At 36.8% G+C, this 26,273-nt stretch carries 23 protein-coding genes; 6 read left to right on the top strand and 17 right to left on the bottom strand.

The window, feature by feature from the left end; translation table 11 throughout:
* Positions 1–9: 9 nt before the first annotated feature.
* From AAFF35_RS00155 to gmd, 14 genes are all read right to left on the bottom strand, one after another.
* Positions 10–858 carry a hypothetical protein gene (locus AAFF35_RS00155; RefSeq protein WP_342330327.1) on the bottom strand — a complete coding sequence of 283 codons (849 nt, stop codon included), beginning with the start codon at positions 856–858 and terminating at the stop codon, positions 10–12.
* A 1-nt stretch (position 859) separates the two neighbouring features.
* Positions 860–1,840, bottom strand: a complete 981-nt coding sequence (locus tag AAFF35_RS00150; protein WP_342330326.1) for a hypothetical protein — start codon at positions 1,838–1,840, stop codon at positions 860–862.
* Entirely contained in the window at positions 1,840–2,979 is a 1,140-nt protein-coding gene (locus AAFF35_RS00145; RefSeq protein WP_342330325.1) for an NAD-dependent epimerase/dehydratase family protein, read from the bottom strand. Before AAFF35_RS00145 ends, AAFF35_RS00150 begins: the two co-directional genes overlap by 1 nt.
* Positions 2,976–3,584 (bottom strand): acyltransferase, encoded by a 609-nt coding sequence (locus AAFF35_RS00140; RefSeq protein ID WP_342330324.1) that lies wholly within the window; start codon positions 3,582–3,584, stop codon positions 2,976–2,978. The genes AAFF35_RS00145 and AAFF35_RS00140 overlap by 4 nt, the downstream gene beginning before the upstream one ends.
* A 153-nt stretch (positions 3,585–3,737) precedes the next feature.
* Positions 3,738–5,981, bottom strand: a complete 2,244-nt coding sequence (locus AAFF35_RS00135; protein ID WP_342330323.1) for a DUF4838 domain-containing protein — start codon at positions 5,979–5,981, stop codon at positions 3,738–3,740.
* A 1-nt stretch (position 5,982) separates the two neighbouring features.
* Positions 5,983–6,993: a hypothetical protein gene (locus AAFF35_RS00130; RefSeq protein ID WP_342330322.1), complete on the bottom strand. Its 1,011-nt coding sequence runs from the start codon at positions 6,991–6,993 to the stop codon at positions 5,983–5,985.
* Positions 6,993–8,417: an oligosaccharide flippase family protein gene (locus AAFF35_RS00125; protein ID WP_342330321.1), complete on the bottom strand. Its 1,425-nt coding sequence runs from the start codon at positions 8,415–8,417 to the stop codon at positions 6,993–6,995. The genes AAFF35_RS00130 and AAFF35_RS00125 overlap by 1 nt, the downstream gene beginning before the upstream one ends.
* 3 nt (positions 8,418–8,420) lie before the next feature.
* Positions 8,421–9,764: a hypothetical protein gene (locus AAFF35_RS00120; protein WP_342330320.1), complete on the bottom strand. Its 1,344-nt coding sequence runs from the start codon at positions 9,762–9,764 to the stop codon at positions 8,421–8,423.
* A 36-nt stretch (positions 9,765–9,800) separates the two neighbouring features.
* A complete protein-coding gene (locus AAFF35_RS00115; protein ID WP_342330319.1) occupies positions 9,801–10,322 on the bottom strand; it encodes an HAD hydrolase family protein in 522 nt (173 codons plus the stop codon).
* Positions 10,323–10,362: 40 nt separating this feature from the next.
* On the bottom strand, positions 10,363–11,397 hold the full coding sequence (locus AAFF35_RS00110) for an N-acetylneuraminate synthase family protein (protein WP_342330318.1): 1,035 nt from the start codon (positions 11,395–11,397) through the stop codon (positions 10,363–10,365).
* Positions 11,394–12,173, bottom strand: coding sequence for a hypothetical protein (locus tag AAFF35_RS00105; protein ID WP_342330317.1), 780 nt, complete (start codon positions 12,171–12,173; stop codon positions 11,394–11,396). Before AAFF35_RS00105 ends, AAFF35_RS00110 begins: the two co-directional genes overlap by 4 nt.
* Positions 12,174–12,200: 27 nt before the next feature.
* A complete protein-coding gene (locus AAFF35_RS00100) occupies positions 12,201–13,271 on the bottom strand; it encodes a Wzz/FepE/Etk N-terminal domain-containing protein (RefSeq protein WP_342330316.1) in 1,071 nt (356 codons plus the stop codon).
* A gap of 32 nt (positions 13,272–13,303) precedes the next feature.
* Positions 13,304–15,775, bottom strand: coding sequence for an SLBB domain-containing protein (locus AAFF35_RS00095; protein ID WP_342330315.1), 2,472 nt, complete (start codon positions 15,773–15,775; stop codon positions 13,304–13,306).
* A 69-nt stretch (positions 15,776–15,844) separates the two neighbouring features.
* On the bottom strand, positions 15,845–16,981 hold the full coding sequence (gene gmd / locus AAFF35_RS00090) for a GDP-mannose 4,6-dehydratase (RefSeq protein WP_342330314.1): 1,137 nt from the start codon (positions 16,979–16,981) through the stop codon (positions 15,845–15,847).
* Between the two features lie 213 nt (positions 16,982–17,194).
* On the opposite strand from gmd, the gene AAFF35_RS00085 reads away from it, so the two are divergent.
* The gene (locus AAFF35_RS00085; protein ID WP_342330313.1) at positions 17,195–17,425 is read left to right on the top strand and encodes a DUF4287 domain-containing protein; all 231 of its coding nucleotides are present in this window, start codon (positions 17,195–17,197) and stop codon (positions 17,423–17,425) included.
* A gap of 11 nt (positions 17,426–17,436) precedes the next feature.
* Here AAFF35_RS00085 and AAFF35_RS00080 read toward each other — a convergent pair whose 3' ends face one another.
* The gene (locus AAFF35_RS00080; protein WP_342330312.1) at positions 17,437–17,970 is read right to left on the bottom strand and encodes a helix-turn-helix transcriptional regulator; all 534 of its coding nucleotides are present in this window, start codon (positions 17,968–17,970) and stop codon (positions 17,437–17,439) included.
* A 370-nt stretch (positions 17,971–18,340) separates the two neighbouring features.
* On the opposite strand from AAFF35_RS00080, the gene AAFF35_RS00075 reads away from it, so the two are divergent.
* From AAFF35_RS00075 to AAFF35_RS00065, 3 genes are all read left to right on the top strand, one after another.
* A complete protein-coding gene (locus AAFF35_RS00075) occupies positions 18,341–19,117 on the top strand; it encodes an SDR family oxidoreductase (RefSeq protein ID WP_342330311.1) in 777 nt (258 codons plus the stop codon).
* A 279-nt stretch (positions 19,118–19,396) separates the two neighbouring features.
* Positions 19,397–20,203, top strand: coding sequence for a phytanoyl-CoA dioxygenase family protein (locus AAFF35_RS00070; RefSeq protein ID WP_342330310.1), 807 nt, complete (start codon positions 19,397–19,399; stop codon positions 20,201–20,203).
* Positions 20,204–20,327: 124 nt separating this feature from the next.
* Entirely contained in the window at positions 20,328–21,488 is a 1,161-nt protein-coding gene (locus AAFF35_RS00065) for a sterol desaturase family protein (RefSeq protein ID WP_342330309.1), read from the top strand.
* A gap of 58 nt (positions 21,489–21,546) precedes the next feature.
* Here the strand turns inward: AAFF35_RS00065 and AAFF35_RS00060 are convergent, their stop codons facing one another.
* Positions 21,547–23,328: a hypothetical protein gene (locus tag AAFF35_RS00060; RefSeq protein WP_342330308.1), complete on the bottom strand. Its 1,782-nt coding sequence runs from the start codon at positions 23,326–23,328 to the stop codon at positions 21,547–21,549.
* Positions 23,329–23,653: 325 nt separating this feature from the next.
* On the opposite strand from AAFF35_RS00060, the gene AAFF35_RS00055 reads away from it, so the two are divergent.
* Together AAFF35_RS00055 and AAFF35_RS00050 are read left to right on the top strand one after the other, a co-directional pair.
* Complete coding sequence (locus tag AAFF35_RS00055) at positions 23,654–24,073, top strand: hypothetical protein (RefSeq protein WP_342330307.1); 420 nt, start codon at positions 23,654–23,656, stop codon at positions 24,071–24,073.
* Between the two features lie 89 nt (positions 24,074–24,162).
* Positions 24,163–25,488, top strand: a complete 1,326-nt coding sequence (locus AAFF35_RS00050; RefSeq protein WP_342330306.1) for an MFS transporter — start codon at positions 24,163–24,165, stop codon at positions 25,486–25,488.
* Between the two features lie 7 nt (positions 25,489–25,495).
* On the opposite strand, the gene AAFF35_RS00045 is transcribed toward AAFF35_RS00050, so the two are convergent.
* Positions 25,496–26,194, bottom strand: a complete 699-nt coding sequence (locus AAFF35_RS00045) for a hypothetical protein (protein WP_342330305.1) — start codon at positions 26,192–26,194, stop codon at positions 25,496–25,498.
* Positions 26,195–26,273: the final 79 nt, after the last annotated feature.

The raw sequence follows: 26,273 nt of genomic DNA, 5'->3' as shown, positions 1-26,273 counted from the left end.
AAATCTTAGCTATACTAATTTAAAGAATTGTTTGAAAGTAGATTTATAATATTGATTATTCTTATACCTAAGCTGCTTGAGGGCTCTCAGGAAGATCCTCACTTTAAAAACAACCAAGCTAAGGAACCCCTCTTCCAGGATGAAATTATGTTCTGCCTCTAGCATCTTCTGGTAACGAAGAAGAGAAACATTGGCTTCAAAGTCTCCAACCACTGATAGGTCCTGATAAATAGAGCTACCTAACATATAAATGCTTTTTTCGTCTTGAAATATCTTCCGGAAATACCAGTGATCCAACATATCCAGGGTGTACTTTTGGCAAAATCCATTAATGGAGCTCATATAAGAGACCCTTAATATAGTTCCGGAGTTTATACTGGTAATTTGCTGATTAACAATACCGGCTGGCAAGTTAACAGCATTGGAAAGCCCCCCCAAAGAAGGTTTTGTAGGGGCTATTATTTTATGATTCTGTAAGGAAATTACATGCGGTATAATTCCCACAACTGATCCAGGAAGCTCATTATGAGATAAACGTTCAACCTCTCTAACGTATTCATTTGTAAAAGCAGTATCCTGATCCAGTAACAAAAGCCAAGGTAATCTCGCTTCCTCTGCTAATTGAAGTGCCAGATTATATGCGCGACTTAAACCAGGGTTTCCTTCGTCAGAATAATAGCTAATGTTAAATTTACCCAATTTAAAATTATGGTTATCATATTGTTTATAAGGACTATTGTCAAATACCATTAAGTTTGCACTTCCATCTATACAATCTCCTAATGACTTTATCGCCCTGGATTCTTCAAGCCTAGATTTATACAAGACCACAACAATAAACAGTTCTCTAAGATCCATCTTAATTCAGCATTCTTTTTAACCAATTATGAATTGAATATTTTGAGACAATTTCATTGGAAACCGGAATAAACTCCGAATCAAAAAATTCAATATTCAAAACTGGGTTTTCACGATCAATGACCAAAACATTATTTGGATGATAGAAGTCATAATTGACAATGTCTGAATTTGTAGTAATTATCTTTCTTTGTACCCCAAGTAATTCTATCGTTCGCATTGTTAATCCACTTTGTAGTGGATGCGCTATATCTAATGTAGATTTTGATTTAAGAATATTAGCAAAATTTGACGCTGCTGAAAGGGTCTTAAAAATCAGATATTTCCTATTCTTACCTAACTCCCCCCCAAATAGTCTTTGCATTAAATAACTAAAATACCCCGTAAATAATACCAGATTATATTTAATGCTATTTTCATCAAGGTATCTAGCAATTTTTACAATTAGATGTAAACGATCAGAATGATACCAACCAAGATGGTAAAGCCCAAAAGTCTCTCTCTCAATATCAATTTGATCCGTTATATATTCTTCCCTAAAAAATAACGGATTGAAATTAAGCAGCTCATTGGATAAACAATCCAACCTGTCAAAAGAGTATACTTTATTAAAGAAAGGAAATTTTGCTTCAATATTTGTCAGCCGTGTAATGGAATCCCATAAATACAGTACATAATTAGCTTTCGGATTCTTTAGTTTAATTATTTCAAGTGCTTGAACCGTTAAATACTCGCACTTAATTATAAAAACAACATCATAATCAGTTGAACAATTATTTGCTATTTGAATACTATGCTTAGCCCTTATCTTTTCCAATTCACCAGTGTTATTAAACCGGGAATATAGTCGATACTTTAATCCATTTGCTGGTACTTCAGAAAAATAGTCAACTTCATATCCAAGCTGCTTAAACTGACCAGTTATTGCCTTTTCATAATCGTAAAATCCAATCCCAATAAATAAAACCCGTTTTTTATCCATTATTTAAATAATCCCTTTTCTTTCATTTCCGAAATAGAGATATCATATTTACTCTCTGTAATCTCCTGGGTCAGTACCCAATCTGTAAATTTCTTAATTCCAGCTTCAAAATTGTATTTAGGCTCAAATCCTAGAGTCGCATTAATCTTTTTAAGGTCAGCATAATTATGACGTATGTCTCCAAGGCGATAATTCCCTGTAATGTTTACCTTTGTATCAATGCCGTAATTCTTAATGAGCTCATTGGCAACTGTAATCACATTTGTAGCTTCCCCTGTTCCAACGTTAAAAACACCACCATTTGCCGCCTCATTTTCCAGTCCTAAGATTGTGGCTGTAACCACATCGTCGATGTAAACGAAATCTCTCGATTCCATCCCGTCTTCAAATATGTTGATGTCTTTTCCATTTTTGATTAGTGTGGAAAAAATAGACAGAATACCGGTATAAGGATTTGATAAAGATTGACCTGGCCCGTATACATTCTGGTACCTGAATGCAACTGGAGCAATCCCTATTGTAGGACAAACAGTCATAATCATTTGCTCCTGATTCTGTTTGGTAATACCATATACCGATGATGGGTGAATTTTCGATTCCTCGTCTGTACCTACCAATTGTAAGGGCTTTGATAAACCATTATATTTAACTTCAAAATCTCCAGCCGACATAAAACTATCTGATCTATGTTTTGGATAAACAAAACCATTTAGCTCTTCTGACCAATACCTACCTTCTCCATAGATAGATCTGGAAGAAGCAATAATTACCTTTTTTACATTATGCGGATTATTTGCCAGCAGGTCAAGCATAATTGCAGTTCCACCAATGTTAACAGTTGTATATTTTTCGATTTCATACATGGATTGTCCCGTTCCTGTTTCAGCAGCAAAATGAACAATAGCATCCTGACCTGAAATCGCTTTTATCCAGTCCTCCTTTGAGGTTACACAGCCTTTGATGAATTTAACCTTATCTTTTATTGTCAAAAAAAGGAATGAATTCTCTTCGGCATCCTCTCCATGAATTTGTGTAGAAAGATTATCTAAAATTGTAATATTAAATCCTTTATCGATTAACCTTAGGGCCAAATTAGATCCTATAAAACCAGCTCCCCCGGTTATTAAAATATTTTTCATATAGCTACTTCATTAATAAAATTTCCGTTCTTATCTGTTTTTAACCATTCATTGGTATCAAAACAATATCGTTTGATAATTTTCGCTGGAGATCCAACGGCTACGCAATAATCAGGAATATCCTTTGTGACCACCGAATTAGCCCCTATTACACAGTTCTTTCCTATTTTCACCCCTAACACACACACATTTTCACCAATCCAACTTCCCTCACCAATAACTACAATGTTATTTTGAACAATTGGTTGTTTAATAATTGGCAAATTTACATTCTTATATCCATGAAGGTTATCCGAAATATATACTTTATCTGCCGTCAATACGTTTTTTTCGAGAATAATCTGCTTAGTAGAGTAAATATGGTTAAAATTACCAATACTGCAACCTTCACCGATTTCTAAAATGCATTCACTTTCTCCAGTTAGAGGAGATGCTGCCAACCAAGACTTATAACCTATCAAGACGTTATTTGCAATTAAAATATTTTTTCCGTTTTCAATCTTTAATGGATTAATCACTATAGATCTATAACCTATCTTTTTAAAAATAGTCCTATAAAGCAGAATTGTTTTGAGCATATGCATTGCTCTTTGAAACCTATTCATTCTTAACCATTAAGCAGCAATACAACATATATCTAGAAATCAAGCTTTTACAAAAAAAAGAGTCAATCTCATTATTTCCAAAAAACACGAAGTTATCAAAATCTTCGATTGCTTCCCCCTTCACAAGTATAATGCCTAAATTTCACCCGAACATTATTTTACTATAATTTCATCTGTAAGCATTGGCGCCTTGGCTTTATTGAAGGCAGATATTTTTATATAGCGACAATTCACCGGTTTGCTGCTTACCGAAAAAGCAGTCACTTCCGATTGAGCATTACGCTCAACAACACTTGTTTGCAAATTTATAAATTCAATATAATTTTTGCCGTCGGCAGAATAGTAAAACTTAATATCTTCTGGATATACAACGTTTACCGCAGGAGTTTTTAAAAAATTTATGCTTATTGATTTCACTGTAACAGGCTTCAATAGATCAATTATTCCTTCAAATCGACCTCCGTAAAAGCCTTGCCATGTATCTAGGCCTGAACTCAAATCACCTCTCAAGCCATCAATCAATGCGTTATTACCTGCATATTTTGCATGAATAGCTGTTGGCGGATAGGTCAAAGAAATCTTTTTGTTGAGTGCAAGATTATTCGGTACAAACATTTTTTCAGCCCCGTTAAAGATTCCTGATATTTTTGTTTTAAACTCTTCCGGTGTTGTCGTCATTTCAGAAAGCCGTTCTACCTTTTCCTCTTTAAGCGTTTGGTATACCTGATCTAATCGTTTATAATCCTTTGTGCTATAAATCAATTTTCCAGATGTATTTTTTAAAACATTACCATTCGAGATTGCATTATACATACCATTGGTAAGTATTCCATAATTAACACTGGCAATAACCCTCTTTACCCGGTTAGAAAGAATCTGATTTCCAACAACACTCTTTGCAGCCTTAGTTAGTATAGATAGATAGTTAGAAGAATTAGCAGAATTTAAGTAATCTTTCAAATGATCGTTTGGGTTATCAAACATTCCCAAGGGAACATTAGAGTTCTGATAAGCAAGTGTAAGTGCTTGTAAATAATTATTAATATAAGGCGCAGCTTTACCGTAATACCCCAGCATGAAGTCCTGAATAATCTGCTTCGAATCAGCGTTAGGATCCCACATCAATTTAGAAGTCAAATAACATTTCAACTCCGCAAACTCTCCTCCTCCATAATAATTCCCATGCATAAAAAGTGCAGTTGCGTTATTTTTTACAAAATACTTAATATTGACAGGTATGGCCGCGAGATTCGGATACGGCATTGTATAATTTTTAAAGTCCACAATGTAGTCCCAAATCATGAATTGACTTGAAATCTGGCCCCATCGGGTGATATTTTTTACATAATTACTGTTATTGGCATCTAAATGATATGGTTTTCCACGGTCAAGATTTCCACTAGTGCAAAAAGCAACCAAAACATTATTAGCTGGTTTAAGCGTAGCAGGGGGAACAACACTATATGAATATGCAAGTGTATTAATGGTTTTATCTGGGAAGTTACCAGCTACCTTATTTACAAAATTAATGATAGAACCAGAGGGACTACCTTCCCTTGCATCTACTGCTTTACATTGGTCGCATTGACAAAAATTACCATTGTCTTCCTGAGAAACGGACCAGTATCTGGCGTTAGGATTCTTTGCCATCCTATCTTTCAGCGCACTTACTACAATCTGATAAACCTTATCATTTGAAAGGCAAAGCTGTGTTGCAACTCTCTTACCGTTACGCTCAGCATAATATTCCGGATGATCTTTAAAATACTTCATCGGGGGTACAAGCTCCAAAGCTGAGTGTACCCAATTGCCCCATTGAGAGCTATTTCCTTTATTCCGATCCACCTTATGCCAGTTTGCATATAACACATCTCTGGATGGCCAGTAAAAAGTTTCCCTGTATTTTATTGTTGGTACTTGTAAGGTATTTACTTCGTTTAACAGAATCGTTTTCCTCTTGGGAATTACGACTGCATCGGGGGCATACATACGGCAATTTAAGTACCTTTCCAAAAAACTATATACCGCATATAATGTACCCTTCTCAGTTCCGCCGGCGAAAATTATCCGGTTACCTATCCGCTTAATAAGAAATCCATCCTCTCCCAATTTATTAAAATTAATATCAGGCACAGTTTGTTTGATATAATCTGCTTTACCAATAACGAATTGGTTATTACCTTTCAAATCATTTACAATAGGAAGCTTCACTCCACTTATTTTTTGCAGATAAGCCTGCAATTCACTCGCTGCCTGTTTCTCTATAACTCCTGCATCACTGGAAATGGTAATCTTAAAATCGCTTTTAAAATTTTCAACCACAGTCAGGCTTTGTGCTACCGCAAACCGAATCAAAATACAATTAAAGAAGACTATTAGAAAACCGATCCTTTTCATATTATTTAAATTGTGATAATGGAAATCTCGCAATCAAGATCTGGGATTTACTATTAAATGTTGAATAGTAGCTTATAAACAAATTCTTCTTATCAAATGCTATGCCACCGTACCCATTGTCTCCAGAACTAGGCAAAGTCAGGATGTAGGAAAGTTCAAATGTTTTTCGGTCGACCAAAAACAAGTCTGTTTGTAATGACCCACTATTAGCACTTCTTGTCAGGAGATATAATTTTCGATTTGGAAGAAAGAACATTTTAGGCCCTCCAAGTATAAGTTTTGGATTCTGACTAAAGCATTTCCAATCTTTTAATTTCTTTTTAGTAGCATATCCTATATAAGAAGGCAAACTATAATGTGTAGCCCTTATTGCACAGAAAATAGTATCTTTATTACTCGCCAGTGAAGTTTCACCTGATGAAAGATTTCCGGTTTGTATACTGCCGACCTCATCGTAATGACCTAATTTTTTTGACACATATAGGTTATTGTAATCATTCTTATAAAAACTATAACCAATAGACATTAGCTCTTTATCTACCATAGACACACCCCATAACCACCATTTATCTTTGGAGGTAAACCTGCCACTTTCCCATTCATCTCCATTCTTACTCCATTTTATCCCATTTCTCATGATTCCCTTCCCACGGTCAGCCATGCCATATTGAAGATATAGCAGAGAATCACCCATATTAACAATTTTAGGATCTCTCAAGTCAAATTGTTCATCGGCAAACCTGGCTATAGCACTGAAGGATTTTCCATCATCACTTTTTAGAATTCTTATTGCTCCATCATTAGATCCATGAGATGTCCCCTCTCTAAATACCAGATAAAATTTCCCTTTAAAAAGGGTTAGATCAGTAAAGCCATTATGAGGGGCCTCATCCCAAACTTTGTAGTAATCAATATCACTTGCAGGAAGTCCATCCTTATTTTTTTTGCACCCGGAAATTAACCCAACCGTCAATAGCAGGAGGAGAACAGCAACACCACGAAATTCTTTCATTATTTTTTTTTGATCCCTATTAGTTTGATCTCCTTAAAGATATCAATCTTTAAAGCAGAAAATGAAACAAAAAATACTATTAGCGTAAATAATAATTTAAGCGACACTCTAAGGAAAAAATTCATTTCGGAAGTAGCCTCATTTAGATAATATGGGGCCAAAATAATTAATGATAAAACCACTATCTGATAATACACTACATTCATCTTTAAGTTTAATTTAGTGTAGGAAACAACAGTGATTACAGAAACAGCCAAAATAGTCGAATAAATGGAGCCCCAATATCCAAAAAATGGCACAAAAATCAAATTAAGAGCAATGCACAATACTGCTGAGATGGTAGTTAATACAGCGACAAGCTTGCGTTTATCATTTGCGATCAACAATGTCCCAAGATAAGTATTTAATCCAGTTATACTAACTGCGACAACCATAGCAGGTACAAGTTCATGTCCTACAAAGAAATTTTCAGACGCAATGATCGTGAATATTTCCTGACTAAAAATCGATATAGCCAAACCTCCGCAGATTACAAAAATAGAAAAGACTTTAAATAACTTTAAATTCAAGTCATTAAACCCTTCATCATGATGCTTTTTGAAGATAATCTGTTCAAAAGTTTTATAGAGGGCCTGTATCACAATGTTTAAAGCTAGTGACAGCGTAAATGCAACAGAATAGATCCCTAATTTATTTAATGGAATAAATCTTTCCAAAATAATCCTATCGCTTACAGAAACAATCAGATAAGATAAGCTTGCGGGTAAGAGCGGTAAAGAAAATGCCAGTGCAGCCTTAATTTTATCTATCCTAAACACAAAAACTCCATTCCTGTATATGATATAACAATAGATTAAGGCAAAGGGTATATTTACATAAAGCCTTGCCATATAACTTCCAAGAAGGCCTTCGTTCATTTTTACGACGAGAAGATAGGTCAGCAGAAACTGCAGTATAACCTTAGATAAGCTAAGGATTACAAATGCTTTAGGATTTTCTTTTATCCTATAAAGTACCAGAGGAATAATTGAAATAACATCAAAAAAATTATTAATTATTGCTAAAAGAAAGAAAGGGTAAAAAGGGACGTTTATCCCGAATCCTTTGATAGCTACAGGAAAGACCAGTAACTGAATTAATAGGAGAGCGAGATTGAATAAACAAATAAAAACAAATACCGCGCCTATAATTTCTTTTCTTCCCTCTTCTGTCTTCTCCAGATAGTAATTTCTCAACAAAAAAGTATTCAAGGATAAACTGGCAATAACGAAAATAAAAGTCATTATCGTCGTGGTATAACTAGTTATCCCATAATCAGTTGGAGATAAGTACTGAGTCAAAATAGGCAAGAGTAGGAATGATAGTATTCTGGGAACAATTTCACCTATAGAATAAATAATAGTTTGCTTTACAACTCTTGACATCTTTTAACCTCCAATGGCTTTTTCTAAAATGCTGGTATCGAATGGTGCAAAGAAGGTGACTTTTCCTGCAGCAGATATAGACGAGACCAGCGCAGAGTTCAATTCATTTTCATTCCCCACCAAATAAAGATTTGGGTTATTAAATAATTCCGCGTGTCTTTCATATGTACTTTCTTTTAATAGAATGACTTTTCGTCCTGCTTGCAATGCTTCATATACGGCGGTGGATTGTATGGTCAAGAGTACATCACTCTGCTCTATCAATTCGGATATAGAAAATTCATTGGATACAACTTCAATATTTTCCCACTTGCTAAATTTTAATTTGTAATGTTCTTTTTCTCTAAATTGATTTGGATGCAATTTAAAAAATATCTTCCTCTGTAATATTTCAGGACGATTTACATTTGACAATAAAAAACGTTCTAGTGTTGGGCCAAAAACATCGGCAGAGACAATGGTTATCGCATTATTCCCATTTGTAATATCTGGGATTGTTTTCGAAAAAAAGTCATTCCCAAGGGGATAGACCGAAACATTTGGTAAGTACAATTCCTTAAACCAATAGTCAGATAATGAAAAAATAGCATCTGGTAGATAGGCTTGGTTGATGTCCAGCTTCAAATCAGGGTAATTATAGGCTAAATGTGCCTTATCAACAATACCATGTTGAAATTCATAAGTAGGAATTTTTAATTTCTTTGCTGCGGCAAAAAAACCTTTCTGAATCCCATTTTGAGTAATAAAAATCTGCTTGGTCTCTTTAGTCTTGAAAAGTTTCGTAAAGAAATCAAGGTCACTATAAAATGCATTTACAAAAGAACCTAACTGAGCTTCATTAAGTGTGCTTGAACCAAATTCCTTAGTTACCGTATCGACTATCTTTGAGTAGTCGAATACTGATTTTGATTTAAAAAACTTCCTATGAAGCAGTTGAGGGAAATCATAAAAAGAATTCTTGAAAAAAAATTCTTGTCTTGCTGAACTGTTACTCTCGAATAAGAAAGAACTATTCAGTGGAAAATGGTTGACTACAGAATGTATATTTTGATCAAACAACTTACCCTTCAGCGTGTTCCGAGAACATAGATAGAAGAAATTTTCGTATTTTTTGTTATCTATCCAATAGTTAAAAAGACTTTTAAGTTTCAGGAAGGCAAGATTTAAACTTGCCTTGTAATCTCTTTTCACCAATGGTGTGGCTTTAAAATCCCACATCAAATTTACATAAATATCGAATCTGATGATATCCCATATATATGTACCGTTATTGTCCTTTAATTCAAAAAGTCCGTTAGACTTTTCGAAAGACATGAATTTGTCGCTTAAATCCGATTCCTGCATCAATCCTTTCGTTTATTCTTAACCAAACACCTATAGTACCTATTGACTAAATTTAGCATGTCCTTCCAGATAAATAGAAAGCGCTTTTTCCATCAGGTCACATTCTGTTAATATGGTCTCCACAAACTCTCTGAATACACCGTCTCCTCCATTTTTAAGAAGTGTTACATTGGCATATTTTTTAATGTAGTCAGGAGCACTATTTGGCACCCCCGTCGTTCCAGCCAATTTTAGAAGGGCGATATCATTAAGATCATCCCCAATATAGGCGACTTCATCCCAGGTATATCGCCCTTCAATAATGTTTTTGGCACAGGAAACTTTATCCTTTATTCCAAGGTGGCAAATACTGATATTAAGTTTTTCGGCTCTTCTTCGAACAATTTCCGTATTCTCCCCGGTTATAATACCAACATCTATCCCTAATAGCCTGCAGAATAAAACTCCTGCACTATCCGAGGTATTAAATTTCTTTAATTCGTTATCAAACCGATCATAGTACATTCCACCATCAGTCCAAACACCATCAATATCCGTTAGTATTATTTTGGGTAAGATCATTTATTTGTTGCTCATAAAAACATAACACTTTAAATATCAACTAAGAAATATCCTGTTGATAAATAACTTCATTTTCATTAATATCAACTAAAGCAGTTTTTCCAATAACCAACCCTTGCTGACTCCATTTAAATCCGTCACCAGGAGAAAGTAGGTGAATATCATTTTCCGAAATTACACTTCCTTTAGTAATTAGCTTATTTGAAGCGATAGAACGTTCCAATTTATGTTTTGCTTGAACAACGCTGGGTTCCATAAAGATGTCCTCAACACCAAAAGATTTTTCTAAAAGTCTAATGTCGCGAACCATTCTGTTTACTCCATCAGGTCCAAGTGAACCAGCCTGATCAGTACCTTTCATCCTTCTGTCTATCGTAATATGCTTCTCGATAATTTCCGCACCCATAGCTACAGCTGCAAGAGGCGTTGAGATTCCAATCGTATGATCTGAATAACCAATTTTATAGTCAGAGTAATGTTTCTGCAAATATTTAATTGTGTTTAAATTCACATTCTCCGGTCTTGTCGGGTACTGTGAAACGCAATGTAAAATAGAGATATTACTATGGTATTTTGTTATGGTATCTAATGCATCATCCAACTGAGCTTTATCGGCCATTCCTGTAGAAATAATAATTGGAACTTTTGTTTCGGCCATAGCTGCAAGCAAAGGAAGATTTGTTAAATCTCTACTGGCAACTTTCAAGAAGTCGGGTGAAAAAAGTTTAAAAATACTTAGACATCCAACAGCACAAAGTGTTTCAACAAAGTCCAAGCCTTTATTTTTTGCATATTTATAAATTTCGAAATGTTCTTCATCATTCAACTCCAAAACTTCTCTATGGGCACCATATGTGGTACCAAACGAATGTTGACTAGTATAAGGAGCATCCATTTGGGTTTTTGATAATTCTTGTGACAAGTCCCTTTTGGTCAACTTTACCGCATCCATTGGTTTAAGTTCCATTTGAAACAAATCTTCTTCAATTGGTCTGCAAGCCAGGTCAATAGTTAATTTTGCTAAGTCTACTGAGCCATTGTGGTTTTGTCCGATTTCGCCGATTATATAAGTCATTTTGTATATTTATTTATGTTATCAATCATTATTTTTTTATAGTCATTTTCCTCGTCTACATCTATGAAAGTGATCAAACGATCAATATCTGCCGAAATAGGAATAGTTTTAGCATAGAGATTTGCCATCAGCTCAAAATCCTCTTTATTATCAATAGTCAACCTTATATCCTCTCTGTAATAAACTGAATCCGGAGCTGGAATAAGCACAACACGAAAGTCATTCTTATGCTCATAGATATAATTTGTAACGTGCTCATGATAAAGACTATCAACTGTACTATCGTTAACTTTTCGAAGCGCATCAAGTGATACAATTTCAGCAAATATGCCCAGATGTGTTTTTATGGTTGGCAGGCCTTTACTATTTTCAAAGCTTAAGTAATCAATATCCTCATCTGATGCTGTAAGATAATCAATAAGCGTTTTAACTGAGACCAGATTTATAAAGGGATTGTCTGCACAAACCCTAACCAAATGAGTAATGCCATATGTTTCACCAACGTCAATGAAACGTTTTAAAACATCGTTTTCACTACCACAGAAAAACTTGAATCCATGCGATAACGCATAGGATTCCAAAACACGATCAGCGTCTGCCGTCGAAGTAGCCAAAATTTTAGGGTAAGTAATTAAATCCTCATCACCAAATCTATTCAGAATGAGATCAAGAATAGAGTGTTCATTATAAAAATTAAGTACAACCTTATTAGGCAATCTGGTTGAACCAGTTCTTGCCTGAACAACAATACCTAATGATTTTTTTTTTATGTGCATAAATTATAAATTCAAATAGTTCAGAAACTACTTTTTTAGCATCCACTTAAAGGTTAAAAACACTAACGTAAAAAAACCGAACATAATCATCCCTAACACAATGCCCTTTGGCTTACCCAGAGTCTCTATCTCTAATGGAAAAACTGGTTTGTCAATTAGCTGTAATAAGGGTGTCTCTTGTTGTAGGGACATCTTAGATAATTCAAGATTTTTCACTAATTCTCCTAAAATAAGTTTATTAGTTTCTGCATTGTATTGTGCTTTTTGTGCAGGAGCACGCAAAGACTGACGTGTAGGGTTTAGATTGGGTGTCGCATCTAAAGTGGAAGCGGCAGAAAAAATAGCTCCATTCATTACTGCTCTTACCGAATCCGTCTGATGCTGCAAAATATTCAAATTCTTTGTTGACTTTTTAGTCTTTGTTTGCACATAAAAATCACTTACATTTCTTACGATCTGATCATTAAAGGTCTTTGCAAAAAATTCATCCCGTGCCTTAACCTCAGTTCTTATAATATTTAATTTTTTATCCAGTTTATCAACCGTCAAATAGTTTCTATTGATGTCATTAACAAACGTTCCCAGGACACTATCCTGTAACCTTGTAAAGGTCGCATTAGGTTTAAAATTAATATCCTTTAAAGCAGGAACTTTTGCCCAGCTTTCCCGAAGTCTGTTAAAATCAATAAACCGATCGATCAAAAGCTGTTTTTTTCCATTATAGTCAATTTCCGTCAATAATGTCTTTTCAATCATTGTTCTGGATTTATACAATTCTATAATGTTATCACCCTGAAAAACGCCTCCACCATTACCCCCAAGGTCTAAACCTGCGATAGACGCTAACCCCGATAAAGAACCTAATCCTGCACCACCTGATCCGGGATCTTCTAAAACAAAGGTAGTCACAGCCCGATACTGTACTTTTTTGAAGTAAGCATAGGTATAGCCTAAAACAGCTCCAATCAAGCTGAAAATTACAACAACTAACCATTTGGAAAGTAAATAACGCAGCAATTCTCTAATCTTATTCATGAGATCACTTAAAGAAATCTCATCGGAATTTGTTGCGCTAGTATTTTGATTTTCTGAATTCATTTAATGAGGACAAAGGGCTAAATACTAAAGTATTATCTAAACAATGAAACAATAATCGCCGTTAATGAAGCCAAAGCAGTACCAATACCTACCCAACTCTGTGCAGTCATTCCGATCTTCTCAGCCTTTTTCGGAACCAGAATTTCCGCTCCTGGTTTTACTTTTGGATAATTATTAAAGAAAAGGAATTTTCGGGCAGACTCTACTGAGCCATTCGCATATTTAATATGTGCTCCTTTTTTATAAGCATTATAAGTATAGCCACCAGCTCCATTTATATAATCTTTAAAACCTTTACCAGGAGAGTAGACAATACTATTAGGACTCAAAACCTCACCGGTAACTTTAACGGTCTGTAACTGCTTAGGAACTCTTATTATATCTCCTTCTTCTAAGAAAAGATCATACCTCGACCCTGGTTTTTTCAAGATATCAGCCAGGCTAATTCCTACAAGATCTGATGAAATGATTTTTTCGGTTAAAGCAGAACTTAAAGTGTCTTTTGCCCCATCTTCCTGCAAACGCTTTAAATTAACCATTTTGAGATCGTCTTCTTCTTTATTGTTGATTACATTTTTACCTTTAGGATTCACTGTCTCTGGTCCAGGCCTCTTTAATGAAGATCCTTCGGCATAAGCCAGTGGAGTCAATCCTCCAGCTCTTTTAATCAGATCTGAAATCCGCTCGTCTTTTCTGGTAATCGTGTACATACCCGGATATAAAACCTCTCCTTCTAATTTAACCTGTTTTTGGACTTCATAACCTGTTGAATTGCGAACAACAACAATATCAAACGGTTTTAAAATAAAGCTGCTGTCTTCCCTTAGTTTCAAGTCAGGATCAACATCTAGAATAAACAATTGAGCAGTAACCGCAGATTTGGAAGTTGCATCACTATTCTTAACCCTTCTTGAAACCTCGATCCGGTTTGGTGTTGCTCCTTCTTTAAAACCTCCCGCCATCTGTATTACATCACCAAGTCTCATGTTATCTGCGTAGTCAAAAGTCCCTGGTGCTCTGACTTCACCATTTATACTTACCTTATATTCATCACGTAGGCTAAATATAGAAGAGATCGTGACTTTATCTTCTCTTAACAATGATATATCGGCCTGAGCTCCTGAAAGGATCTTAGCCACATCGAATGAAATCAGATTTTGTGTATTATCCGGATTCAATCGGTTAATGTAACCACGATTTAAAAAGGCATCCTCAGTTAAACCATCCGCTTTCTTAATTAATGCCTTTAGTGTAAGTCCTTTTTCTAACTCATACACCCCCGGACGAAAAACAGCTCCTATGATCTCGACTTTGTTTTCAAATCTGTCAAGAATCGCCTCAACTACAAATTTATCCCCATTTTTTGGAATATAAGTACTATAATCAGCTGCAGCAACGTCTGTAATACGGCGTTCCTTATCTGTATTCTGGAATGATTTGATCTTAGCAGTATATGCCTGCGTAGTAAAACCACCTGAAAAATTAAGAATATCTTCCAATGTCTCTCCATTTACTACCTCAAACAAGGCTGCTTGTTTCACCTCTCCTTGAATTTCCACACGTTTTTCAAAAACAGGGATATTGATGACGTCCTGATCCTGCAGGCGAATATTATTTTGTTGAATTCCTTTCAATAAAAAATTATAAACATCAATAGTAGAAACTACCTTATTATTTCTGATCACCTGAATTTTACGGAAGGATCCATTTAAAGAAGGTCCTCCAGCGGCATATAATGCATTATAAACAGTTGCAAGTGATGGAAGGGTAAAGGTTCCTGTTTTAACCGCCTGCCCTGTGATGGTCACTTTTATACTTCTGATATTTCCAAGATTAATTGCCAGATTGGTACGTCCTGATCTTAATCCAGGATATGTTTTAGACATTGCCCCTTTAATTTTGGAGATTGCCTGTTCGATTGACAAACCTCCGACAGCAATTCTTCCAACAAATTGCAGGTTAATTACTCCATCAGGACTTACTTCAAGATTATAACTGGCTTCATTGTCTCCTGTAAGGTCGATTAACAATTTATCATCGGGTCCGATCACATAACTTTTTGGCGTTGCCATTCTTAAGTTCGGCTCAAAAGTAATGTTTCCGTTTTTGAATAGATCAGATCCAAATATCTTAGGACCAACTTCTTCATCCGTCACTTTCTTTTCGTTATCTATAGCTCCTCCATCTGTGGTTTCGCTAAATTCTCTACCCGTAGTTGCAGTTTTATTTTCTGTCTGGGTATCAGATCCCTGGGATTTTATTTTCTCTATGCGAAGTTTTAATTTCTGAATTTCATCAGCTTTCATTCCTCTTGCGGCGGCCATTTGAGCCAGCTGAGCTTCGCCATATCCTATTGATTCGGCTTTCTTAATGATTTGCAAAACCTGAGCATCAGACAATTCATCAACTTTAACATCAGCATAGTTAGTCTGTGAATAAACGCTTTGTGCAACAAGCACACCAAGGAAAAAAAGTACAGCGGTTATCGTATTTTTAAAATTCATATAGCAGATTTTGTGACCCCCATCCTGATATTAGTCAGGACCTTAAACGCCTTACAGCAGTTTTATATTTTATTCAAAGTAATTCAACGTTTTAAATCCTCCTTGTTTCAGGTATTCATCTTTCTTCATCAAATGAAGATCAGCATGAACCATATCCTGAACCAATAGCGGCAGATCGTACTTAGGTTTCCAACCCAATTGAGTATTTGCTTTCGTTGGATCTCCCAATAAAAGGTCAACTTCTGTTGGTCTGAAATATTTTTCGTCCACTTGTACAACAATTGTACCTGGTTTCAAATATTCATCATTTAGTCCCAGTTTCTGTACCAATTCCTGGTCAACATCAATAATTACACCCCTTTCGTATTGATCTTTGCCACTAAACTCAATTTCTATGCCTAATTCTGCAAAACTCATTTTTACAAAATCGCGGACAGTAGTTGTTACCCCTGTGGCAATCACATAATCTTCCGGTTTTTCCTGTTGTAGAATCAACCACATGGCCTCAACATAGTCCTTTGCATGCCCCCAGTCCCGTTGAGCAGATAAATTACCCAGATACAAACACTTTTGCAAGCCTAAGGCGATTTTACAGGCTGCACGTGTAATTTTTCTGGTTACAAAAGTTTCTCCCCTCACCGGACTTTCATGATTAAACAGAATACCATTACAAGCATACATCTGATAAGCTTCTCTGTAGTTTACAGTGATCCAATAACCGTACATTTTTGCAACGGCATAAGGAGAACGTGGGTAAAAAGGAGTGGTTTCACTTTGTGGCACAGCCTGCACCAATCCATATAATTCGGAGGTAGAAGCCTGATAGATCTTAGTCTTTTCAATAAGACCTAAAATCCTTACTGCTTCAAGTAATCTCAAAGGTCCGATACCATCAGCATTGGCCGTATATTCTGGGGTTTCAAAGCTCACTTTAACATGACTCATCGCTGCCAGATTATAGATTTCATCTGGTTGCGTTTCCTGAATGATTCTGATTAGATTTGTTGAATCAGTCAGGTCACCATAATGGAGTTTGAAGTTTAAATCATTCTCATGCTGATCCTGATATAAATGATCTATACGCTCCGTATTAAAAGAAGAAGACCGTCTTTTTAACCCATGAACAAAATAGCCCTTTTTGAGTAAAAATTCAGCAAGATATGCTCCATCTTGGCCAGTGACGCCTGTAATTAATGCAACTTTCATCGGTATAGTATAGATTTAATTTAAGAAAACAAATATAGATCAATTTATTTGAATTGTAAGAGAATGATGACAATCCAACACCCTCCACAGCCCTGCTTACTTAGCCAAGTCCAACTATCTGTCGCAATCCCCCCTCAACTTTGTCATTTATCCATATTTTGGATCAATAATATTACCGCTAGATTTGTTTACATAAACCAACCCTATAACGCGATGTCATTTCAAGCTTACCTAAAAACCATTAAAGAGAAAACAGGTCTTGGACCTTTGGATTTTAAAAAAATTGCTGATGAAAAAGGATTCAGTGAGAATGGACAACTAAAAACCAATATCAAGGCGACAGAGATTGTCAACTGGCTAAAGCAGGATTTCGAATTAGGCCATGGACATGCCATGGCAATTTATGCGTTATTGAAAGGTATTAAAGATGAGAATAGCGCCTAGCGGCGCCTTTCTCATTTTTTTAAGCGATACAAATTAAACCGTTCTTTCGGAACCTTTTTAACCTCAATCAATAGATTCCTTGGCTTCTGATTCAGAATGTCAGAAACCCTCATTGGCACCACATCAATCCCAAAGCGATCCTTTAGCTCGGCAACAATTTCAGTAACCAACCTCCATTCCAAAAAGAAGTCGCTTTGCAGCAGATCGTCCATAAAACTGGCAAGTCCTGGTGTCTTACTTTTTAAATAGCCAACTTCTATACCAGCCGCTTTAATATAAGTTTCAATACCTTCCCACAATTCGTCTCTCGAAGGGATTGGAAAATCAGGATCGGCAAACTGATAATACCTGACACCAAAACAAGAAGCAATCTCCTCTTGCTTGTCAATCCCAATACTCAAACTTCCAGCTTCTACAGAAGCAATATAAGGCTGATAAACCGCTATGGCCGTAGCAAAGGCCTCCTGAGAGATATTTACCTTTTTCCGATAGGCTTTGAGCTGTTCGGCGTACTCTTTTCTGACATTCTTTTCTTTTTCTGACATAATCCAAATAGAGTAATAGTAATAATATTAATTAATATGACATACGGTATATTGAACAGTTTATTTATATATTTACTACACAAAATTAACCAATAAGGAATAATAATCAAATTATTGTAAATAAAAACAATCTTACGAAATAAATATCCTCCGATTTTCTTCTGCCGATTTTACAGTTCAGCTAAAACTTTTTTAAAATGAAAAACATTATGTATGGATCGGCCATGATGGACGTTAACAAACAGGTAGCCTACCCACTGCAAAAAAAATCGCAAAACTGACAAAATTTAGCATCGAAGAAATAGAGACATTTTCCAAAAAGGTTTAACTTGCAGCGGAGCCAGTCTTACCATAAACCTAATCCCTTTACATGAATAAATATGCTTTAATAACAGGTGCAAGTAAAGGGATCGGAAGACAAATTACCCTATTGCTGGCTCGTGCGGGTTATCATCTGCTATTGGTTGCCCGTTCTGAAGCTGAGCTTCAGCAACTGGCAAAACTGGTGAATGAAGAATATAAAGTTCAGGCTTTTTATCTCCCCATCGACCTATCGATTGAAAATGCTGCTGATCAGGTCGCCAGCTGGTGTAAGGAACAGACTCCTGCCCTATCTATTCTGATCAACAATGCAGGATATGGTCTATGGGGTAATTTTGATCAGCTAACACTCGCGGATCAGATGAATATGCTAAGACTCAATGTGGATGTTGTACTGGAATTAAGCCATCATTTACTTCCGGTTTTAAAACAGCAAAAACAAGCTTATATCTTAAACATTTCCAGTACCGCAGCCTATCAGGCAGTACCGACACTTTCGTTATACGCAGCCAGTAAAACCTTTATTCTATCTTACAGTCGCGCTTTACGCTATGAACTTAAAGACAGCGCTGTTTCTGTAAGTTGTCTATGTCCTGGCCCAACAGCAACCGGATTCTCCAGTCGTGCGGGTATGGATGCTTTGGCAGATTTGGCAGAGAAATTTAACATGTCGCCGGAAAGTGTCGCTGAAATTGCCCTGAAAGGTATGTTTAATAAAAAGGCGGAGATCATTCCCGGGTTTCTAAACAAAGTTTCTGCATTTGGCACAAGAATTCTCCCTAAGTCACTGATTGAAAGGATCACAGCCCGTTTGTATCAGCAATAGCAGTTTACCCTCTTTTTTTTTCAAAATAAATTTGAGGAGACAATTATTTTCCTACATTTGTAAAGTCTACTAAATTAATAGACTTTATTTCAATGAAGAATAACAACCATATTCATACCGCACATACGATGCGAATGCTCTTCTCCGAAAGGGCTGGTTGTTGCTATTGTTGTTGTTGATCTCTAATACATTATCGATTTCATCATTTCTCAGCTACTGACGGCTTAACCCGCAGCCAGCATTGTTTACTTCAACATTTAGCATTAAAAATTCATCATCATGGAAAATTTATCTATAAAATTCACCTTAGGGGACAAAATAACAACCGAACAAACCGAATTCTTCAATAAAAACGGCTTCATTCATTTCAAAAACTTCATCAAGCCGGAAACCGTAAACGACATCATTCAGGCTTCCCTTGAAGTTCAGCAAAAATGGATTACAGATCAAAGAATTAAAATCAACGGCATCCCTATCAAATATGGCAGAGATCTGGATGGCGCTGCTATTGTTCAACGTTTTGCCTTTATCAATCAGCATCACCCATTATTCGCAGAACTCCCCAATGATCCTCGTTTTGAGACCCTGTTAGAACTAATCGGTCCGGGAGCAAGACTTGGTACAGAAGAAAAAGACGGCATGGTCCTCAATCATTATGTCAATGGCCCGGAAAGTAAGTTTATCCAAATGGGCTGGCACACCGACGGCCTCCGTGATATTTTCCAGGGACAGAAGCTCAATCCGATGCTCAATGTTGGCATCCACCTAAGCAGTCTGAAACCAGAAAACGGCGGCTTACGCGTACTTCCCGGAACCCACAAGCAGAGTTTATATGGCATGCTGTTCCGAAAAAAGTATTTTCTGGACAACAGACCCGATACAGCAGAAGTGGCAATTGTTCCCGAAGCCGGAGACTTAACTATTCATGATGGCCGCTTGTGGCATAGGGTAGCACAATCCTCAGTAACTGGAGAAGAAAGCCGCAGAAGGGTGATTTATCTACCAATCATAGCGGGGAAATATACACCAAAACATGATAAAAGTCCAACGGCATTTTATCAGCGTTTTGCAGCTCTTGTTAAATAACCCGGCCATGTTAATTGCATTAGCAATCAGTTACCTGATCCGTTCGGGAAAACTGAATTCCCTGCAAAAAGGGATTGACCAATGGCGGCTGCCCGGTTTTATAAAAATAAGAAACAAGCCATAAATGATCCAGTTAAACTACCTGGCCTTTGCCATTCCTGCATTTTTCCTCTTCCTCTATCTGGAATACCGCCTTGCCATTTATCTAAAAAAGCCGGAAATTTTCAAATATGAGAGCTCAATTGCAAACATCAGTATTGGCATTGCTGAAAGGTTACTTAACTTATTCATTTCCGCAAGTTTTTACAGCTTGTTTTATTGGGTATATAAGAACTATGCCCTCTTTAGTATTCCCAATACCTGGTGGGTATGGGTGTTGTTGATCCTGGTCACAGACTTAGTCTGGTACTGGTATCACCGCTTAGGCCACCAGGTCAATTTTTTATGGGCCGCACACATAGTCCACCATCAGAGTGAAGAATTCAACCTGACCGTTTCTGCAAGAATCACGATTTTCCAGGCGTTGATTAGAAATGTCTTTTGGTGTGTAATCCCTTTCCTGGGATTTCACCCGGCAATGGTGATTACCATTCTCATGGTTCATGGTGCTTACTCCTTTTTTACCCATACACAACTGGTTGGAAAACTAGGCTGGCTGGAACACATCTTCATCACCCCCTCGCTTCATGGAGTCCATCATGCCAGCGACAAGAAATACCTTGATAAGAACTATGGCGACGTCTTTGCCTTTTGGGACAAGCTCTTCGGAACCTTTCAGCGGGAAGAAGAAGCCCCTAAATATGGCCTTACCCACCCGGTAAAAAGCTATAGCTTTTTATGGCAACACTTTCATTATTACCTGGAAATCCTTGAGGCCTGTAAAAAAGAAAAACACTTTAAGGCAAGACTAAAAATCATTTTTGGAAATCCTGCCACCCTCGACCAAAACATCCGACCCATCCTGGAAACAAGATATCTCCAGCAAAAGACAGAACCAGCCTATCGTTTTAAATTCCGCATTTATTTAAACTTCCAACTCTTTCTTTGCATTGCTTTGCTCAGCTTTTTTACCGCCTTTTATAAGGAGCTGCATTTCGAAGACAAACTGTTCACTGCTTCTTTTATCCTGATCACCCTGATCAATTGTGGCGCACTCCTGGAACAATGGAAATGGATCTATTACCTGGAATGCTTCCGGCTAAGCCTCTTATTGGCTTATACCTTCTGGAAGTTTACCCAAATGGATTGGCATACCGACGGCCTCCGTGATATTTTCCAGGGATAGCAGCTCATTCCAATGTTCAATATTCGCATCCACTTAAGCGAAAACGGTGGCAAATAAATTAGTAATTCCGAGCTATAAACGTACCTGCATTAGCTCCATTATTCAAAGAACTCTGAATATTGTTTATTACCCATGAAACACCAACATTTGATATTCCACCAGCAAGACTTAGCTTCCATTGAGCTTTTGTTGTAGTCTTAGTACTATTATCTGCAATTAATGTAATCAATGTGTCACTCATTGCCCCACCTGCAGGAGCAAATTCGGAGAAGCTTAACCCAGTTACATCTAAATAGGGAGTAACGCCCGTTTCCCATAATGCAGTAATCCGAAACCCTTTCTTTTGTACAATTGGCTTGGGGCCTGTTACAGTAAACGAAACCTGGATCATAACATCAGCAGTTATTGCGGCCCTTTGTGGGCTTGCACCGGCAATTATTTTCAGCAAATCGACAATAACAAGAGAATCATTTAACGGCAGGGATCCATGAGCACCTTGGGTCATTGCAGGAACTCTATTAACAAAAGGCATCAGACATTTAGGTACACCAGATGGAATAGAAATAGCATAATGACGGATATCTATTTGGTTTAATAAAGTCCTGTTAGTTTGATTGTAGAGATTATTCATTAGTAAAGTATTCGTACTCTCAATAGTCCCTGCAAAATCGTATCCTATTGCTGAAATTAACATAGAGTCTACAATCCTGGTTATATTGTTAATGGTAAACCTTCCAGGTATCACATCTGGCATTAAAACAATTATCGCGCTATCGATCCTATTGGCTCCACCACATGAAGCTTGACAACTATCAATTAATATATCCGCATCCTTAACATAAGGTGAAGTATCACTCACTGACGACAGAAATTGATAGACGATTGGGAATCCCCCATTTTCAGAACCAAAATGAGAATCTCTTATAGACAATTTACCATAGTTATCAATCCACCTTACCTTGGGACGAATTCCAGAACCATCTCTTTCTGGTATAAATGTAACATCTCCTATACTCATTTTCCGGCATCTGTTTTCAATTGAGCAAGTATCTGCGTTCTTGGTTCCATTTATAGCACTTAAAACTGACCATCCATTGACCCAACCTCCATTGATATCACAAAAATCAGTTTCCAACTTCAGATAATTTGGTGAGGCTGTATTATCGCACTGACTAATTGATACTACAGCACTTTGAGATTTTATATAAATGGCATATCTATTAATAGTTCGGCTATGTGTTGAAAATATACAATTCTTAAATTCATACCTTGCATTATCAAGATTTGGGATATTAAAATAAACCGCCTCAACATCATTTCCATGAAAAATAATATTCTCAAATTTAACTCTATATGCAGTAGTTGAAGTGAAAATTCTACCATTATCAGGCGCAATCAAAATAGCTGATGAGCCAATCATATCTATTCTTGATGGAATGTTTATTGGTAGGTTAAGTAAATAAAGCCCTTTATCCAAGAATAGTTTTTTTACTCCGGCAATACTTGAAGTTCCGGAATAAACAGGAGCTGCAGTTTGTTTTGAAGCGTAATTGACTGCTAGCTGAAACGCCATACTATCATCGGTTCCAATTTTAGTCACGGCGTCATAATCACCTTTAGCCCCAAACCATCTTACATTAATGACGTCTTCAAATGTCCTCTTGAATCTCTTTCCATCTGCAGTTACTAATAGAGTTCCTAAATTATCGGAAGAAGTTGTATCTGTATCATCATAATACCAATGCCCTTCTTGTCCAACGTCAGTGGTATATAATTGCGATGGGATAACACCGATAGAAGATCTGATTTCTGAGATAGTAATGGAAGATATTGTATTCATAGGTTCTTTGTTTAAATTTTAATCCCTGAACTCTGTGTATAAAATAATTCATACTGTAAAGCAGTTTTATTTTTTTTACAGAATATAAGATGTATAAAAATAGAAATTTTCCAGTGAATAATTGCGCCAGGAAACAAGCGACAAATGATCCAGTTAAATCATATAGCCTTTACCATTAAGACAGTACCTGCTCAGATACGAGGAATTCTAAATCTATATCCCCGAATACAGGTAGAAATAAAACCTCATTTCCAGGTATTGATTGAAAAAAACGTCCATGATAGATTTGTCTTAACATAATAATCTACTCAAAAACAAAAACCTCATGAGACTCTTACAACTTAAAAACAACCTATTAACAAGGATCGCCTTTATGCTTCTTGCAGTAGGACTAATCAGCGCCTGCTCAAAAGATAAAGACAAATATGATGATCCCAGAGCCGGCTATCCCAAGACGGTAACCATCGACTACAAAGTAACACAAACTGCTGGAAATGTTGGTCTTACCGACATCAGGTATACAAACGAAACAGGAGCATTCACAAGCTTAGACAACCAGGCTTTACCTTTCTCCAAAAAAATCACCAAAAAGGTAGAATTTGGCGAAAGCGCGACAATTTCTACTTATACAGCTGGTCCGGGTACGATTAAGCTGGAGATATTGGTTGACGGAAAAGTAGTAGAAACTGCATCGCCTGTTTCAAACACGTACATTAACCACAACATAAGTTACCAGTTTAAATAAGATAGGTTAATTATAGCAACCATTAATTTTCATATTATAACTTATTTAAAAGCCTTATCTTTTGTTTTTGAAAAACAAAAGATAAGGTAATGAAATCAACCATTGAGCAGGTTCATCCAGACAGCGATAATGACAAAATATCTCCGCGCCGGTTAAAAGCCATATTCGGGGGCTCTGTAGGAAATCTCGTGGAATGGTATGATTGGTATGCCTATTCTGCTTTCGCTATTTATTTCTCTGCAGCTTTCTTTCCGGAAGGGAATGATACCGTAAAACTGCTCAATACAGCAGGGATATTTGCGCTTGGCTTCCTGATGCGTCCCCTTGGCGGATATATATTCGGAAGAATTGCAGACCGGATCGGTCGAAAACAATCGATGACACTTTCTGTCTTGCTCATGTCTCTAGGTTCACTTTTAATCGCTTTAACACCCACCTATACGACGATAGGCATTCTTGCCCCCATCCTTCTGTTAATGGCAAGGTTATTACAAGGATTGAGTGTGGGAGGAGAATATGGCGTCTCCGCTACTTACCTGACTGAAATGGCCACAAAAAACCGCAGAGGTTTCTATTCCAGCTTTCAGTATGTCACCCTCATCGGAGGACAATTACTCGCGCTGGCGCTCCAGCTTTTTTTACAAAAAGTTTTATTGTCTGAAGAACAACTTCAGGAATGGGGTTGGCGAATCCCCTTTGTCTTTGGTGCCATACTTTCCATTGTAGCACTATACCTGAGAAAAAATCTTGACGAAACCAGTGCTTTCGAAAATCAAAAAGCAAAGGGAACTGAAAAAAAGGGAACCTTAAAAGAATTATTAAAACATCCGAAGGCACTCATCACGGTCATCGGGCTAACCTTGGGTGGAACCCTGGCCTTCTATACCTACACGACTTATATGCAGAAGTTTCTGGTGAATACCGTAAAAATGACTAAAGAAGAATCCACCCTGCTTTCCTTTCTCTCTTTATTCCTTTTTGCTTGTTTGCAGCCGTTGTTCGGTGCTTTGTCTGATAAGATAGGTCGCAGGCCATTATTGATCGGCTTTGGCGTGCTGGGAACCATCTGTACCGTACCTTTACTTACCGCATTAAGCCAAACGAGTAATCAATGGACCGCATTTCTCCTGTTGATGGCTTCATTAGTCATTGTAAGCGGCTATACTAGCATCAATGCAGTCGTAAAGGCTGAATTATTTCCCGCTGAGGTACGCGCATTAGGTGTTGGCCTTCCTTATGCTTTAACTGTTGCCATATTCGGTGGCACGGCAGAGTACATCGCCTTATGGCTAAAAGACCGGGGTCATGAACCTTATTATTACTGGTACATCACCGGTTGCATTTTCAGCTCATTACTCGTTTATGTATTTATGAAGGATACAAAAACAACTTCAAAATTAAATGAAGATGTGTGATAAAAATCTATCTATTGCTCCCCAAATGGATGGTAATCCCTACCGAGACAGGATTCAACAGAAACTCGGCTTTATTTGTTTTCGTTAATGTTCGCACATTGCTCACATCCTGTGTTACGAATTCCTGTCGTTCATAGGAATAAAAGAAATCCAGACTGCTTTCCACAAACAGAGATACTTCATTGATCACATTGAATTTTATTCCAACTAATGGCGAGGCGATAAAACCAACTTTAGTCGCTTCAACTTTACTTGCAGGAATCGCATCACTCTGTAAATCGCCTTTCAAAGTGTTCGCATTTTGAGACAGTCCAACAAATTTATTAGAGCGATAACCAAGATCCACTCCAAAATAAGGTTGAACTCTGGAAAAGTTAAGGTTCTTTTCAAAACCTATCTTAAAAGCATAATCGGTTACATCACCACTGATGACCTCACAGTTATTGCAATTGTTATAAAAAGTCTTAGATTTTTTGAGGTAATTTCCACTTAACCGATAGCTGATCTGATTGTCATTGAATTTCAAGACCAAGCCGCTGAAATACGTATTTACATATTTACTATAATCAGTATCGTTTAGAATTTTGGGCATTTGCATCATGCTGAAGCCTCTCGCAACAATGGAATAATTATAGTCGCCATTCATTTGTGAAAATGCCGATCCACCAGATAACAGTAGTAAAATAACTAGTAACTTTTTTTTCATTTAGATACCCCCCCGGGTTTATTTAGAGCTATAAAATTAATAGAAAAATCCCCATTCACAACAAAAAAATATTATTCCC

This window comes from Pedobacter sp. FW305-3-2-15-E-R2A2 (genome assembly GCF_038446955.1).
GTDB lineage: Bacteria > Bacteroidota > Bacteroidia > Sphingobacteriales > Sphingobacteriaceae > Pedobacter.
The sequence above is the reverse complement of the archived record's forward strand: the minus strand, read 5'-3'. Positions and strand labels throughout refer to the sequence as shown.

Excerpts from the sequence above, each read along its gene's own strand:
- AAFF35_RS00100 (WP_342330316.1), bottom strand. The coding sequence starts at position 13,271 with ATGAATTCAGAAAATCAAAATACTAGCGCAACAAATTCCGATGAGATT.
- gmd (WP_342330314.1), bottom strand. The coding sequence starts at position 16,981 with ATGAAAGTTGCATTAATTACAGGCGTCACTGGCCAAGATGGAGCATAT.
- AAFF35_RS00105 (WP_342330317.1), bottom strand. The coding sequence starts at position 12,173 with ATGCACATAAAAAAAAAATCATTAGGTATTGTTGTTCAGGCAAGAACT.
- AAFF35_RS00050 (WP_342330306.1), top strand. The coding sequence starts at position 24,163 with ATGAAATCAACCATTGAGCAGGTTCATCCAGACAGCGATAATGACAAA.
- AAFF35_RS00115 (WP_342330319.1), bottom strand. The coding sequence starts at position 10,322 with ATGATCTTACCCAAAATAATACTAACGGATATTGATGGTGTTTGGACT.
- AAFF35_RS00130 (WP_342330322.1), bottom strand. The coding sequence starts at position 6,993 with ATGAAAGAATTTCGTGGTGTTGCTGTTCTCCTCCTGCTATTGACGGTT.
- AAFF35_RS00085 (WP_342330313.1), top strand. The coding sequence starts at position 17,195 with ATGTCATTTCAAGCTTACCTAAAAACCATTAAAGAGAAAACAGGTCTT.
- AAFF35_RS00075 (WP_342330311.1), top strand. The coding sequence starts at position 18,341 with ATGAATAAATATGCTTTAATAACAGGTGCAAGTAAAGGGATCGGAAGA.
- AAFF35_RS00145 (WP_342330325.1), bottom strand. The coding sequence starts at position 2,979 with ATGAAAAATATTTTAATAACCGGGGGAGCTGGTTTTATAGGATCTAAT.
- AAFF35_RS00080 (WP_342330312.1), bottom strand. The coding sequence starts at position 17,970 with ATGTCAGAAAAAGAAAAGAATGTCAGAAAAGAGTACGCCGAACAGCTC.
- AAFF35_RS00110 (WP_342330318.1), bottom strand. The coding sequence starts at position 11,397 with ATGACTTATATAATCGGCGAAATCGGACAAAACCACAATGGCTCAGTA.
- AAFF35_RS00140 (WP_342330324.1), bottom strand. The coding sequence starts at position 3,584 with ATGAATAGGTTTCAAAGAGCAATGCATATGCTCAAAACAATTCTGCTT.
- AAFF35_RS00155 (WP_342330327.1), bottom strand. The coding sequence starts at position 858 with ATGGATCTTAGAGAACTGTTTATTGTTGTGGTCTTGTATAAATCTAGG.
- AAFF35_RS00095 (WP_342330315.1), bottom strand. The coding sequence starts at position 15,775 with ATGAATTTTAAAAATACGATAACCGCTGTACTTTTTTTCCTTGGTGTG.
- AAFF35_RS00065 (WP_342330309.1), top strand. The coding sequence starts at position 20,328 with ATGATCCAGTTAAACTACCTGGCCTTTGCCATTCCTGCATTTTTCCTC.
- AAFF35_RS00070 (WP_342330310.1), top strand. The coding sequence starts at position 19,397 with ATGGAAAATTTATCTATAAAATTCACCTTAGGGGACAAAATAACAACC.
- AAFF35_RS00125 (WP_342330321.1), bottom strand. The coding sequence starts at position 8,417 with ATGTCAAGAGTTGTAAAGCAAACTATTATTTATTCTATAGGTGAAATT.
- AAFF35_RS00060 (WP_342330308.1), bottom strand. The coding sequence starts at position 23,328 with ATGAATACAATATCTTCCATTACTATCTCAGAAATCAGATCTTCTATC.
- AAFF35_RS00045 (WP_342330305.1), bottom strand. The coding sequence starts at position 26,194 with ATGAAAAAAAAGTTACTAGTTATTTTACTACTGTTATCTGGTGGATCG.
- AAFF35_RS00055 (WP_342330307.1), top strand. The coding sequence starts at position 23,654 with ATGAGACTCTTACAACTTAAAAACAACCTATTAACAAGGATCGCCTTT.
- AAFF35_RS00150 (WP_342330326.1), bottom strand. The coding sequence starts at position 1,840 with ATGGATAAAAAACGGGTTTTATTTATTGGGATTGGATTTTACGATTAT.
- AAFF35_RS00135 (WP_342330323.1), bottom strand. The coding sequence starts at position 5,981 with ATGAAAAGGATCGGTTTTCTAATAGTCTTCTTTAATTGTATTTTGATT.